At 70.0% G+C, this 12,204-nt stretch carries 13 protein-coding genes; 8 read left to right on the top strand and 5 right to left on the bottom strand.

Going from position 1 to position 12,204, the window contains the following annotated elements:
* Positions 1-104 precede the first annotated feature (104 nt).
* The gene (locus BUB97_RS04905) at positions 105-1,556 is read left to right on the top strand and encodes a short-chain fatty acid transporter (RefSeq protein ID WP_073132142.1); all 1,452 of its coding nucleotides are present in this window, start codon (positions 105-107) and stop codon (positions 1,554-1,556) included.
* 55 nt (positions 1,557-1,611) lie between these two features.
* Here the strand turns inward: BUB97_RS04905 and BUB97_RS04900 are convergent, their stop codons facing one another.
* Positions 1,612-2,079 carry an Lrp/AsnC family transcriptional regulator gene (locus BUB97_RS04900; RefSeq protein WP_073132140.1) on the bottom strand — a complete coding sequence of 156 codons (468 nt, stop codon included), beginning with the start codon at positions 2,077-2,079 and terminating at the stop codon, positions 1,612-1,614.
* Positions 2,080-2,204: 125 nt separating this feature from the next.
* On the opposite strand from BUB97_RS04900, the gene BUB97_RS04895 reads away from it, so the two are divergent.
* On the top strand, positions 2,205-2,453 hold the full coding sequence (locus BUB97_RS04895) for a DUF6356 family protein (protein ID WP_073132138.1): 249 nt from the start codon (positions 2,205-2,207) through the stop codon (positions 2,451-2,453).
* Positions 2,454-2,467: 14 nt separating this feature from the next.
* Here BUB97_RS04895 and BUB97_RS04890 read toward each other — a convergent pair whose 3' ends face one another.
* Both BUB97_RS04890 and BUB97_RS04885 read right to left on the bottom strand, forming a co-directional pair.
* Positions 2,468-2,884 (bottom strand): nuclear transport factor 2 family protein, encoded by a 417-nt coding sequence (locus BUB97_RS04890; RefSeq protein ID WP_073132136.1) that lies wholly within the window; start codon positions 2,882-2,884, stop codon positions 2,468-2,470.
* Positions 2,885-2,961: 77 nt separating this feature from the next.
* The gene (locus BUB97_RS04885; RefSeq protein WP_073132134.1) at positions 2,962-4,842 is read right to left on the bottom strand and encodes an ABC-F family ATP-binding cassette domain-containing protein; all 1,881 of its coding nucleotides are present in this window, start codon (positions 4,840-4,842) and stop codon (positions 2,962-2,964) included.
* A gap of 138 nt (positions 4,843-4,980) precedes the next feature.
* On the opposite strand from BUB97_RS04885, the gene nhaA reads away from it, so the two are divergent.
* Complete coding sequence (gene nhaA / locus BUB97_RS04880) at positions 4,981-6,168, top strand: Na+/H+ antiporter NhaA (RefSeq protein WP_073132132.1); 1,188 nt, start codon at positions 4,981-4,983, stop codon at positions 6,166-6,168.
* Between the two features lie 176 nt (positions 6,169-6,344).
* Positions 6,345-6,767 carry a nucleoside-diphosphate kinase gene (ndk, locus tag BUB97_RS04875; protein ID WP_073132130.1) on the top strand — a complete coding sequence of 141 codons (423 nt, stop codon included), beginning with the start codon at positions 6,345-6,347 and terminating at the stop codon, positions 6,765-6,767.
* Positions 6,768-6,845: 78 nt separating this feature from the next.
* Here ndk and BUB97_RS04870 read toward each other — a convergent pair whose 3' ends face one another.
* Entirely contained in the window at positions 6,846-7,841 is a 996-nt protein-coding gene (locus BUB97_RS04870) for a Bug family tripartite tricarboxylate transporter substrate binding protein (RefSeq protein WP_073132127.1), read from the bottom strand.
* Between the two features lie 93 nt (positions 7,842-7,934).
* On the opposite strand from BUB97_RS04870, the gene BUB97_RS04865 reads away from it, so the two are divergent.
* A complete protein-coding gene (locus BUB97_RS04865) occupies positions 7,935-8,411 on the top strand; it encodes a GNAT family N-acetyltransferase (protein WP_073132125.1) in 477 nt (158 codons plus the stop codon).
* A 124-nt stretch (positions 8,412-8,535) separates the two neighbouring features.
* Here the strand turns inward: BUB97_RS04865 and BUB97_RS04860 are convergent, their stop codons facing one another.
* Positions 8,536-9,102, bottom strand: coding sequence for a hypothetical protein (locus BUB97_RS04860; RefSeq protein ID WP_073132122.1), 567 nt, complete (start codon positions 9,100-9,102; stop codon positions 8,536-8,538).
* Positions 9,103-9,207: 105 nt separating this feature from the next.
* Here BUB97_RS04860 and BUB97_RS04855 point away from each other — a divergent pair, with 105 nt between their 5' ends.
* The 3 genes from BUB97_RS04855 to BUB97_RS04845 all read left to right on the top strand — a co-directional run bounded on the left by BUB97_RS04855 (position 9,208) and on the right by BUB97_RS04845 (position 12,179).
* Positions 9,208-10,080 (top strand): SDR family oxidoreductase, encoded by an 873-nt coding sequence (locus BUB97_RS04855; protein WP_073132120.1) that lies wholly within the window; start codon positions 9,208-9,210, stop codon positions 10,078-10,080.
* 116 nt (positions 10,081-10,196) lie between these two features.
* Positions 10,197-11,366, top strand: coding sequence for a zinc-dependent alcohol dehydrogenase (locus BUB97_RS04850; protein WP_073132118.1), 1,170 nt, complete (start codon positions 10,197-10,199; stop codon positions 11,364-11,366).
* A gap of 24 nt (positions 11,367-11,390) precedes the next feature.
* Positions 11,391-12,179 (top strand): SDR family NAD(P)-dependent oxidoreductase, encoded by a 789-nt coding sequence (locus BUB97_RS04845; protein WP_073132115.1) that lies wholly within the window; start codon positions 11,391-11,393, stop codon positions 12,177-12,179.
* Positions 12,180-12,204: the final 25 nt, after the last annotated feature.

Raw genomic sequence — 12,204 nt, 5'->3', positions numbered from 1 at the left:
GACCGGCCAAAACCGTCCAGGCCATCCAGCGGCCCCAAGAGCCGCATCTCGCCAAACCGCCATCGCACGCGCCCCCGCCACGATGATCCAAGGAGTTCCCGCGCATGCCCTCCGACCTTCCGGCCCGACCAGCCGCGCCTGAGGCCCCCGTCCGCCAGAGCGCGATGGCCCGGCTGGCGCTGCGCTTCACGGCATGGGCCGAGACCTGGTTCCCGGACACCTATGTGTTCGCGGCCATCGCGGTGGCGGTGGTGGCCGTCGCGGCGCTGGTCAACGGCTCCTCGCCCACGGCCGTGACCAAGGCCTTCGGCGACGGGTTCTGGAGCCTGATCGTCTTCAGCATGCAGATGGCCTTCGTCGCCATCACCGGCTACGTCGTCGCCACCTCCCCACCCGCCGCGCGGCTGATCCGGCGCATCGCCGCGATGCCCTCCACCGGGCCGGGCGCCATCGCGCTGGTGGCGGCCATCAGCATGCTGGCCTCCTTCCTCAACTGGGGCCTCAGCCTTGTCTTCAGCGGCCTGCTGGCCCGCGCCATGGCCACGCGGCCGGAGCTGAAGATGGACTACCGCGCGGCCGGCGCGGCCGGGTATCTCGGCCTCGGCGCCACCTGGGCGCTGGGCCTTTCCTCCTCGGCCGCGCAGCTCCAGGCGAACCCGGCCAGCCTGCCGCCCGCCATCCTGCAGATCACCGGCGTGCTCCCCTTCAGCGAGACAATCTTCCTCTGGCAGTCCATGGTGATGGCGCTGGTGCTGCTCGTCGTCTCCGTGATCATCAGCTGGATGTCGGCCCCCAAGGGCGACCAGGCCGTGACCGCGGAGAAGATGGGCATCGACCCCCAGGTGCCGATGGACGCGCTGCCGCCGCGCGAGCGGCCGGGCGAGTGGCTGGAATACAGCCCCTTCCTCACCGTCATCCTCGTCGTGCTCACCCTGGGCTGGATGCTGCAGGAATTCACCCGCGTGGGCGCGATCGTCGCCATCTCGGGGCTCAACACCTACAACCTGCTCTTCCTCATGCTCGGCCTGCTGCTGCACTGGCGGCCGCGCTCCTTCCTGAACGCGGTGGCGCGCGCGGTGCCCGCCACGACCGGCGTGCTGATCCAGTTCCCGCTCTACGGATCGATCGCCGCGATCATGACTAATGCGAAGGGCTGGGGCGGGGCGAGCCTGACCGACCGCATCGCCCATGTCTTCGTCAGCGCCACCACGGCGGAGACCTTCCCCGTGGCCATGGGCGTCTATTCCGCCGTGCTCGGCTTCTTCATCCCCTCCGGCGGCGGGAAGTGGATCATCGAGGCGCCCTATGTGATGCAGGCCGCGAACGAGCTGAAGGTCCATCTCGGCTGGGCCGTGCAGGTCTACAACGCGGCGGAGGCGCTGCCGAACCTGATCAACCCCTTCTGGATGCTGCCGCTGCTCGGCGTGCTCTCCCTCAAGGCGCGCGACATCGTCGGCTTCAGCTTCCTGCAGCTTCTCGTCCACACGCCGCTGGTGCTGTTCATGCTCTGGCTGCTCGGGCGCACGCTGGAATACGTGCCGCCCGTGATGCCCTGAGGGCGTTCCGGGGCGCCGGGGGGGGACCTACTCTCCCTGCGCCCCGGCTCCAGGGTCAGGCCGCGTAGCCCGTGGGCAGCGCGGTCGTGTACTTGATCTGCTCCATCGAGAAGCTGGAGCTGACGTCGTAGAGATCGGCGATCTCGATCAGCCGCTTGTACACGCCGTCATAGGCCGCGATGTCCGGCACCACCACGCGCAGCAGGTAGTCCACGCTGCCGCTCATCCGGTGGAATTCCAGAACCTCCGGAATCGCGCTCACGGCCCGGCAGAAGCGCTCGGCCCAATCCATGCTGTGGCGGGTGGTGCGGATCGTCACGAAGACGGTGACGCCGACGCGCATCTTCGCCGCGTCCAGCAGGGCGACGCGCCGGCGGATGACGCCCTCCTCCTCCAGCCGGCGGATGCGGCGCCAGCAGGGCGAGGGAGAGAGCCCGGCGCGTTCCGCCACCTCCGCTACGGAGAGGGTCGCATCCTCCTGGAGGAGATCCAGGATCTTCCGGTCGAAGGCGTCGAGGGGCATGAATTTGCACCAATCCTCGCATAAGGGGGACGAAATCGCGCGATGCTCAACAGATCCGGCACAGAACGCAAGGTTTTGCCGGAGCCCCCGGCCTAATCTCCCCCTGTCATCCAGGGATCACGGACATGGCTCGCCCCTCCTTCACGGAACATCCCGCCTCGGTCGGGGAAAGCTATACGGAGCACATGCACACGGCCGCCTGGTTCGGCTGGAAGATGCTGCTGGGCTCCCTCGCCTGCTTCGTGCATGCGCTGCTGCCCTTCCTTTTCACCCGCACCGGCTCGGCAACCGTCACGCAGCTGCATGACCGGATGGTGGTGAACCGCGTGCGGGCCGAGCGGCAGGCGATGGTCGAGGCGCGCCAGGGGGCCTGAGGGCCCCCTTCCCCTCAGCCGCAGCTCTGCTCGCGGCAGGCGCGGGCGGTGTCGTAGAACTCGCGGAAATCCGCCACCCGCCCGTCCACGCTCCGAATGAAGTCGGCCTTGGCGTAGCGGTGTTCCTGCCCGTTGCCGCGGTAGCGGATGGTGGCGCAGGCCAGGACCGCGATCCATTCGCCCTGGGCGATCACCTGCTCCACCTCGTAGCCCGTGACCTCGCCCTGGGCATCGAGGGCGTCGAAATAGCTCCTGACCCCCTCCGGCCCCCGGCGGGTGCCGGCCCAGGGGAGCGCCCCGTCGCCGGCGGAGCTCCAGGAGACCTCGGGCGACAGCGCCTCATAGAGCGCCGACCGGTCGCCTTCCGCATAGCGGCCATAGATGTCCTGCACGCGCGCCAGGTTGCGCGCCGTGACGTCGCTCTCGACCATCGTTCCGCTCCCCGCCCATGCGCCCAGACTGGGCCGGCCGGGAAGACGATTTCAACATCACAATGGAATCCGGGCGCTCATGCCGCCTCGAGCTTTTCCGAGAGTTCCAGCCACTCCTCTTCCAGCTTCGCCATGATGTCGGCGATGGCGGCGCGGCGGGTGTTGGCCCAGGTGATGTCCGCCGGCTTGAAGCGCGCATAGGTCTCGGTGTCCGAAAGCTTTCGCTCCAGCAGCCGGTCCTCCAGGCGCAACTTCTCCATCCGCGCCTCGATCTCCTTCACCCGCTCCCGGATGGGGGCCAGGGCGGCACGGGCGGCGGCGCGGCTGGCGGCGGTGGGCTTGGCGGGGGCATCGCTCTCCCCCCGGGCGGCGCGGGCCTCGCTGCGGGCATCGCGGGCGCGGCCGGCGAGCCAGGCGCGGTAATCCGCCAAGTCGCCGTCGAAGGGCTTCACCGCCCCGTCCGCCACCAGCCAGAGGCTGTCCGCCGCCAGCTCCACCATATGCGGGTCGTGGGTGATGAGGACCACGGCGCCCTTGTACTCCGCCAGGGCGCGGACCATCGCCTCGCGCGCGTCGATGTCCAGGTGGTTGGTCGGCTCGTCCAGGATCAGAAGCTGGGGCGCGTCCCGCGTGGTCAGCGCCAGCAGCAGCCGGGCCTTCTCGCCGCCCGAGCAGTCCTTGATGAGGGTGGTGGCCCGGTCCTCGTCCAGCCCGAAGCGCGCGAGCTGGGCACGGGCCTGGGTCACGGTCGCCTTGGGCATGGCGTGCTGCATATGGGTCAGCGGCGTGCCGTTCGGGTCCAGCGCCTCGGCCTGGTGCTGGTCGAAATAGCCGATCTTCAGCCGCGGGGCGCGGCGGACCTCGCCCCCCCGGGGCTCCAGCTTGCCGGCGATGAGCTTGGCCAGGGTGGACTTGCCGTTGCCGTTGGCGCCCAGCAGCGCCACCCGGTCCTCCTGGTCGAGCCGGAGCTCCAGGCCGCGGAGAATGGTGCGGTCGCCATAGCCGACGCTCGCGCCATACATGGTCAGGATGGGCGGCGGCACCTCGGGCGGGTCGGGGAACTCGAAGCGTGTCGCGACGTCCTCGACGATGGCCGAGACGGCGGGCAGCTTCTCCAGCGCCTTGATGCGGGACTGCGCCTGGCGCGCCTTGCTGGCCTTGGCGCGGAACCGGTCCACGAAGGCCTGCATATGGGCGCGCTCGGCCACGATCTTCGCGTTCTGCGCCGCCTGCTGGGCCATGCGCTCCGTGCGGATGCGCACGAATTCCGAATAGCCGCCGGGATAGGTGGTGATCTTGCCGCGGTCGAGATGCGCGATGCTGTCCACGCACTCGTCCAGCACCTCCCGGTCGTGGGAGATGATGATGGCCGCGCCGGGGAAGCGCTTCAGCCAGCCCTCCAGCCAGAGGGTCGCCTCCAGGTCCAGGTGGTTGGTCGGCTCGTCCAGCAGCAGCAGGTCCGGCTCCAGCGAGAGCGCGCAGGCCAGGGCCACGCGCATCCGCCAGCCGCCCGAGAATTCGCGCACCGGGCGGAGCTGGGCGGCGGCATCGAAGCCCAGGCCCGCCAGCACGGCGCCGGCCCGCGCCGCGGCGGCATCGGCGCCGATCGCGATCAGCCGCTCCTGCACCTCGGCCACCCGGGCGGGGTCGCCATGCTCGCGCTCGGCCAGCAGGGCGGCGCGCTCGGTGTCGGCCGCCAGCACCGTTTCGATCAGCGAGACATCCGTACCCGGCTGCTCCTGCGCCACATGGGCCATGCGGGCGCGGCTGGCGATCCGGATCTCGCCGCCATCGGGCTGCAGGGCGCCGGTCAGGGCGCGGAACAGGGTGGACTTCCCGGCGCCGTTCCGGCCGACGAGCCCGAGCTTGCGGCCGGGGTCGAGCTGGAGATTGGCGCCATCGAGCAGGGTGCGGCCAGCCAGGCGGATGGTCAGGTCGCGTAGGGCAAGGACCGTCATGGCCGGGCTTCTACCCCGCACCGCAGCGCAGCGAAACGGCTATCGGCGGGGAGCAGCCCCGATCCGGGAACTCTCGATTTGCCCTGGCGCAGCCCGCCATGCGTGATACGGCGGCTCAGCCACAACAAAGGACCCACCATGGCCTCGCCTAAGCATGCCCGGCCCAGTGCCCTCCGACGCTTCCTCGAGGGGCAATCCTCGGCCGGTCTCGTGCTGATGGGGTCTGCGGCGCTCGCCCTGGTCATCGCCAACTCGCCCCTGGCCGGAACCTATGAGGCGGTGCTGCATGCCTATCTGGGCCCGCTCTCGGTCGAGCACTGGATCAATGACGGGCTGATGGCCGTGTTCTTCCTGCTGGTGGGGCTGGAGATCAAGCGCGAGGCGCTGGACGGCCAGCTTTCCACCTGGCCGCGCCGGGCCCTGCCCGGAATCGCGGCGGCCGGCGGCATGGCCGTGCCGGCGCTGGTCTTTCTCCTGATCAACCCCGCGGAGACCTCGCATGGCTGGGCGATCCCGGCCGCGACGGACATCGCTTTCGCCCTGGGCGTGATCTCCCTCCTCGGCAACCGCGTGCCCGCCTCGCTCCGGGTGTTCCTCGCGGCGCTGGCGATCATCGACGACCTCGGGGCGGTGGTGATCATCGCCCTCTTCTACACCTCCGGCCTGTCCCTGCCGGACCTGGCCGGCGCGGCCCTGGTGCTCGCGGTGCTGTTCGGGTTGAACCGGGCGCGGGTGCTCGTGCTCTGGCCCTACCTCCTCCTCGGCGTCGTCCTCTGGGTCCTGGTCCTGCGCTCGGGCGTGCATGCCACCCTGGCCGGCGTGTTCCTCGCCCTGTGCATCCCGCTGCGCGCCCGCCCCGCCGCGCCGGATGACGAGGTGTCGAGCCCGCTGCACCGGCTGGAGCATGCGCTGCACATCCCGGTCGGCTTCCTTATCGTGCCGATCTTCGGCCTGGCGAATGCCGGCGTGCCCGTCCTCGGCCTGCCCGGCTCGGCGCTGATGGCGCCGGTGACGCTCGGCGTGGGGCTGGGCCTGCTGATCGGCAAGGCCGTGGGCGTCTTCGGGGCCTCGCTGCTGTCGATCCGGCTGGGGCTGGCGGACATGCCCGCCTATGCCAGCCGCACCCAGCTCTTCGGCACGGCGCTCCTTTGCGGCATCGGCTTTACCATGAGCCTGTTCATCACCCTCCTGGCCTTCCCGGGGGAGCCGCTGCTGCAGGCCGAGGCGAAGATCGGCATCCTGGCCGGATCTCTGGTCTCGGGGCTGCTGGGATACGCGCTGCTGCGGGTGGCGCGGCCGGACTGGCCGGGCACGCCCTCGCGCTGAGCCCGAAGGCGGCGGGGCGCCCATGCGGCGCCCCCCTTCCCGGCCTCGATCCAGCCCCGGACGGGCCCGCCGGGAAGGCCGGCGCGCCCGGCTGATGGAGGGCCCCGGCCCTCTCCCCCTTGCCGAATGCGCGCCCGGCGGCTACCCGGCCCCCCACCAACCAAGGAACCCCCGCCATGGCCACCGAGCGCACCTTCAGCATCCTCAAGCCCGACGCGACCCGCCGGAACCTGACCGGCAAGATCAACGCCGTCTTCGAGGAGAAGGGTCTCCGGATCGTCGCCCAGAAGCGCATCCAGATGACCCAGCAGATGGCCGAGACCTTCTACGGCGTCCACAAGGAGCGCCCCTTCTTCAAGGACCTCGTCTCCTTCATGACCTCCGGCCCCGTGGTCGTTCAGGTGCTCGAGGGTGAGGACGCGGTGGCCAAGAACCGCGAGATCATGGGCGCCACCAACCCGGCGAACGCCGCCGAGGGCACCATCCGCAAGCTCTTCGCCGAGAGCATCGAGGCCAACTCGGTCCATGGCTCCGACAGCCCGGAGAACGCTGCGATCGAGATCGCCTACTTCTTCGCCGGCAACGAGATCGTCGGCTGAGCCAGGGACCGGGGAGGCCCGCCTCCCCTCCTTTGGAATTTCGGAAGGGCGCGCCAGCATCGCTGGCGCGCCCTTTCCTCATCCGAAGCTGATGCCCGTGTCCCGCATCAGGTTCTGGACCAGGGCCCGCTCGCTGATGAGGCGCGCGGCCAGCTTGTCGGCTTCGGCCGGCACGGCGGAGGCGCCCATGGTGCCCAGCCGGCGGCGTACCTCCTCATCGGCGGTAGCGAAGTTCACGGCCTCCTCCAGCCGGCGGCGGACCGGCTCGGGCGTGCCGGTGCGGCAGAACATCGCGTTCCAGCTCGTCAGGTCGAAGCCGGGGAAGCCGGATTCGGCTATGGTGGGCACGTTCTCCACCCCCATGCGCCGGCCGCTGGTGAGCGCGATGGCCCGTGCCCTCCCGGCCTCCAGCACCGGGGCCAGGGAGTTCAGCGAGAGATAGCCCGAGGGCAGGGTGCCGGCCGCCAGGTCCCGCGCCACCTCGGCCCCGCCACGATAGGGGATGTGCTCCATCTTCGTGCCGGAGCGGTGAGCCAGTAGCGCCCCCGCCAAGTGGCCGGTATTGCCGATGCCGGGGGAGCCGTAGGGCATCCCGTCCCGCATGATCTTCGCCTGCTCGACATAGCCCTTCAGGTCGGTGATGCCGGTCGAGTTCGTGACGGCCAGGATGTAGGGCACCTCCGCCACCATGCCGATCGGCGCGAAGTCCTTCTCGTAATCGAAGGGCAGGTTCCGGTGGATGAACTGGGCGATGATGAAGGAGGCCGCGTCGAAGAGCAGCGTGTGGCCATCGGCCGGCGCGGCGGCGACCTGGCCGGCGGCGAGCGCGCCGCCCGCCCCCGTCCGGTTCTCCACCACCACCGACTGGCCCAGGAATTCGGAGAGCCGGGGCTGGATCAGCCGCGCCATCGTGTCGGAATTGCCGCCGGCGGCGAAGGCGATGACCACCCGGATCGGGCGGTTGGGGAAGGTGCCCGTTCCCTGTGCCAGAACGGCCGGGGCGGGCAGCAGGGCACCGCCGGCCAGGGCGCCGAGCTGGCGCCGGCGGAACAAGGGGCCCTTGGGAAACCGCATCGATATCCTCCATCGTCCCGGTGCTCTTGGCGGCACGGGGTCATCGCCCGATCTTGCGCCCGGCCGGTGCCACGGTCGAGGCAGGAGATCCCGATGACGCCCCTGATCCGCCCTCTGCAACCCGAGGAGATGCCGGCGCTGGTGGCGCTGCACGCCGCGTCCTTCGCCGCCCTGGCAACGGCGGCCTACCCGCCGGAGCTCGTGCCCGCCTACACCGCCATGCTGAACGCCCCGGACTATGCGCCCGAGGTACTGGCGAGCGACCTGTGGGTGGCGGAAGGGGCAGGCACCCTGCTCGGCAGCGCGGGCTGGGGCAGCCAGGAAGGGGAGGTGGCCCGCATCCGCAAGGTCTTCGTGCACCCCGATGCGGCGCGGCAGGGACTGGCGACGCGGCTGGTGCGGGCGGCGGAGGACCGTGCACGGACCGCGGGGCACCGCCGCTTCGTGCTGCGGGCCTATCTCGGCGCGGTGCCCTTCTACGAGAGCCTCGGCTATGTCGCGGACCGGCCGGGGGAGCGGCCGCTGGGCGGGGGCCTCTCCATGCCGGTGCTGTTCATGCGGAAGGGCTGACGCCCGTGCGGGCGCCGGCATAGCTCACCCCGGCGAAGTCGCGGAGGCGCTGCTCCACGCTCGCGAAGGCCGCGCGGGTGGCTTCGGGCAGGGGCGCTTCCGGGGTGCGGGTGCGGTGCTCCAGCTAGCGCGCCACCGCCCCGGCGCCCCGGCGATGGGCGGCGGCGACCAACCCGGCCTGGGTGATGGCGAGGGGCTGCCCGTCGGTGGCCGTCACGGTCTGGCCGGCCGCGCCCAGGGCGCCATTGGCGGCCAGCTGCCGTTCGGCGCGCTGCAGGAACAGGCCCATGGCGGCCTCCTGCGCCGCGGGGTTGGCGAGGAAATCGGCTTCGCTCCGCACGCTCATGGCCGCGGCACGCTCGGTCCAGCCACCGGCCGCGTCCTGCCAGCCGATGTCCCGCAGCGCCACGGGCAGCATCTGGTAGCGGCCGAGGGCGCCAGAGCTGGCGTTGCGCGCAGCCCAGCCCGCGCCCGCGCTCTCCTGCGCCGCGATCCGGCCCCGGAAGACCGAATCAGCCGTCCGCGTTGCCACCCGGCTTTCCGGCATGGTCCGGGCGGCCTGTTGTGGCGCCGGTATGGAGAAGGGGACCTGCGCGCGGGCCAGGGCGCCCTTGAAGTCCGCCGTCTTGGCTACCGCCTTCGCGGGGCGCGCCGGGCGCGCGGCCAGGGGCTGAATGGGCTGCGTGCTCATCGGGCGGGAGAGTGACTCACACAGGTTAATCAGAGGGTTAATTCGGCCGCGCGGGGAAACCGCCGCGCCGCGGCTCCCGTTCTGCCGGGGCCAAGGAGTCGATGCATGTCCGACAAGCCCAAGCCCCCCCAGCCGCCCCAGCACCAGGACCACCAGCCCGGAAGCGAGGCGGAGATGACGCCGCGCCCCCAGTCCTCGATGGAGGGGTGGAAGGCATCGGGCAAGCTGGAGGGCAAAAAGGCGATCGTGACCGGCGGCGATTCCGGCATCGGGCGCGCGGTCGCCGTCGGCTTCGCCAAGGAGGGCGCGGATGTCGTCATCCTTTACAAGGACGAGCATGAGGATGCCGCCGAGACGAAGCGGCTGATCGAGGCCGCGGGGCGGCGCTGCGAGACCTATGCGGGCGATGTGGGCGATTCCAGCTTCGTAAAGGGCTTCATCACCCGCGCCGTCGCCTTCCTCGGCGGGCGCATCGACGTGCTGGTGAACAACGCCGCCGAGCAGCATGAGGTCGCCTATCTCGCCGACATCGAGGAGGCGCAGGTGGAGCGCACCTTCCGCACCAACATCTTCGGCTATTTCTGGATGGCGAAATACGCGCTGCCGCACATGCCGGATGGCGGCGCGATCATCAACACCACCTCGGTCACCGCCTATCGCGGCAGCCCGCAGCTGGTGGACTATGCCAGCACCAAGGGTGCGATCGTCGCCTTCACGCGCAGCCTGTCGCAGCAGCTTTTCGAGAAGCGCAAGATCCGCGTGAACGCGGTGGCGCCGGGGCCGATCTGGACGCCGCTGATCCCCGCCAGCTTCAACGAGGAGCGCACGGCCCAGCATGGCAGCTCCGCCAAGATGGGGCGCGCCGGGCAGCCGGACGAGGTCGCGCCCTCCTACATCTTCCTCGCCTCGGAGGCGGACAGTTCCTACATCAACGGGCAGGTGCTGCACCCGAATGGCGGGGATGTAGTGAACGGCTGACGCGCCGCGGCGCGCCGCCATGCAGCGGATCGCGCCGCCTCGCGTTCCAATCCCCTGAATGGCCCGGCCGCGCCCCCTCCGGCGCGCCGCTCCCCACATTCCTGGAGACCACCCGCATGAAGGCGATCACCTGGCACGGCAAGGGCGACATGCGCTGCGAGACCGTGCCCGACCCGAAGATCGAGGACGGCCGCGACGCCATCATCAAGGTTTCCTCCTGCGCCATCTGCGGGTCCGACCTGCACATCATGGACGGGATGATCCCGGGCATGGAGCGTGGCGACGTGGTCGGCCATGAATGCATGGGCGAGGTCGTCGAGGTCGGCAAGGACAACAAGAAGCTGAAGGTCGGCGACCGCGTGGTGGTGCCCTTCACCATCTCCTGCGGCGAGTGCTTCTTCTGCAAGAACGGCTGGTTCTCGGGCTGCGAGCGGTCCAACCCGAATGCCAAGGTGGCCGAGAAGATGTGGGGCCACTCGCCCGCCGGGCTGTTCGGCTACTCCCACATCCTCGGCGGCTTCCCGGGCGGGCAGGCCGAATATGTGCGCGTGCCCTATGCCGATGTCGGCCCCATCAAGGTGCCGGAGGGGATGACGGACGAGCAGGTTCTCTTCCTCTCGGACATCTTCCCCACGGGCTACATGGGCGCCGAGTTCTGCAACATCAAAGGCGGCGAGACCATCGCCATATGGGGCTGCGGCCCGGTGGGGCAGATGGCGATCCGCAGCGCCTTCCTGCTGGGCGCGGAGCGCGTGATCGCGATCGATACCGTGCCGGAGCGCCTGGCCATGGCCCGCGCGGCTGGTGCCGAGACGCTCGATTTCCGCGAGGTCGATGTCTATGACGCGATCCAGGAGAAGACGAAGGGCCGCGGCGCCGATGCCTGCATCGACGCGGTGGGCACGGAGGCCGACACCTTCGCCAGCTTCGATTCCGTGATCGACCGCATCAAGGTCGCGACCTTCATGGGGACGGACCGCCCCCATGTGCTTCGCCAGGCGATCCATTGCGTGCGGAACTTCGGCACGGTTTCCATCATCGGCGTCTATGGGGGCTTCCTAGACAAGATCCCGATGGGGTCCGCCATCAACCGCGGCCTGACCTTCCGCATGGCCCAGACCCCGGTGCAGCACTACCTGCCCATCCTTCTCGAGCGAATCCAGAAGGGGGAAATCGACCCCTCCTTCGTCATCACCCACACGGCGAAGCTCGAGGATGGGCCCGATCTCTACAAGACCTTCCGGGACAAGAAGGACGGCTGCATCAAGGTCGTCCTGAAGCCCTGACCCCCGAAGCACAAGGAAGCCACCATGGCTGAATCCATGAAGCCTCTGGCCATCGTCACGGGCGCATCCACCGGCATCGGCCGGGAGCTGGCGAAGGAGGCCGCGCAGCATGGCTATGACCTGCTGATCGTGGCCGACGAGCCGGAGATCGAGGCGGCCGCCACCGAGCTGCGCGCCTCGGGCACGAAGGTCGAGGCCGTCCAGGCCGACCTCGCCACCACCGGAGGCGTGGACCAGCTCCTCGCGGCCACGAAGGGCCGCCCGGTCGAGGTTCTCGTCGCCAATGCGGGGCGCGGCCTCGGCAAGGGCTTTCTCGACCAGGACTGGGACGAGGCGCGCCGCGTGGTGGACACCAACATCACCGGCACGATCTACCTGATCCAGAAGGTCGGGCGGGAGATGCGGGCGCGGAACGCCGGGAAGATCCTGATCACCGGCTCCATCGCCGGCTTCATGCCCGGCACCTTCCAGGCGGTGTACAACGGCACCAAGTCGTTCCTGAACTCCTTCTCCTGGGCCATCCGGAACGAGCTGAAGGACACCAACATCACCGTCACCTGCCTCATGCCCGGCCCGACCGAGACCGAGTTCTTCGAGCGCGGCGACCTCATGGACACGCCGGTCGGCCAGCAGAAGAAGGACGACCCGGCGGAGGTGGCGAAGACCGGCTTCGCGGCCATGCTGCGCGGTGATGGCGACGTGGTCTACGGCCTGAAGAACAAGGTGCAGTCCGCCATGGCCAACGTGCTGCCCGCCGCGGTGACGGCGGAGATGCATCGCGGCATGGCCGAACCCGGACACAAGAAGCAGTAGGCGTCCGCACGGTAGGCTCCGGCTT

It is taken from the genome of Muricoccus roseus, from assembly GCF_900141905.1.
Classification (GTDB): domain Bacteria; phylum Pseudomonadota; class Alphaproteobacteria; order Acetobacterales; family Acetobacteraceae; genus Roseomonas; species Roseomonas rosea.
The sequence above is the reverse complement of the archived record's forward strand: the minus strand, read 5'-3'. Positions and strand labels throughout refer to the sequence as shown.

Coding starts and splice junctions, on each gene's coding strand:
- BUB97_RS04905 (WP_073132142.1), top strand. CDS start 105: ATGCCCTCCGACCTTCCGGCCCGACCAGCCGCGCCTGAGGCCCCCGTC.
- BUB97_RS04900 (WP_073132140.1), bottom strand. CDS start 2,079: ATGCCCCTCGACGCCTTCGACCGGAAGATCCTGGATCTCCTCCAGGAG.
- BUB97_RS04895 (WP_073132138.1), top strand. CDS start 2,205: ATGGCTCGCCCCTCCTTCACGGAACATCCCGCCTCGGTCGGGGAAAGC.
- BUB97_RS04890 (WP_073132136.1), bottom strand. CDS start 2,884: ATGGTCGAGAGCGACGTCACGGCGCGCAACCTGGCGCGCGTGCAGGAC.
- BUB97_RS04885 (WP_073132134.1), bottom strand. CDS start 4,842: ATGACGGTCCTTGCCCTACGCGACCTGACCATCCGCCTGGCTGGCCGC.
- nhaA (WP_073132132.1), top strand. CDS start 4,981: ATGGCCTCGCCTAAGCATGCCCGGCCCAGTGCCCTCCGACGCTTCCTC.
- ndk (WP_073132130.1), top strand. CDS start 6,345: ATGGCCACCGAGCGCACCTTCAGCATCCTCAAGCCCGACGCGACCCGC.
- BUB97_RS04870 (WP_073132127.1), bottom strand. CDS start 7,841: ATGCGGTTTCCCAAGGGCCCCTTGTTCCGCCGGCGCCAGCTCGGCGCC.
- BUB97_RS04865 (WP_073132125.1), top strand. CDS start 7,935: ATGACGCCCCTGATCCGCCCTCTGCAACCCGAGGAGATGCCGGCGCTG.
- BUB97_RS04860 (WP_073132122.1), bottom strand. CDS start 9,102: ATGAGCACGCAGCCCATTCAGCCCCTGGCCGCGCGCCCGGCGCGCCCC.
- BUB97_RS04855 (WP_073132120.1), top strand. CDS start 9,208: ATGTCCGACAAGCCCAAGCCCCCCCAGCCGCCCCAGCACCAGGACCAC.
- BUB97_RS04850 (WP_073132118.1), top strand. CDS start 10,197: ATGAAGGCGATCACCTGGCACGGCAAGGGCGACATGCGCTGCGAGACC.
- BUB97_RS04845 (WP_073132115.1), top strand. CDS start 11,391: ATGGCTGAATCCATGAAGCCTCTGGCCATCGTCACGGGCGCATCCACC.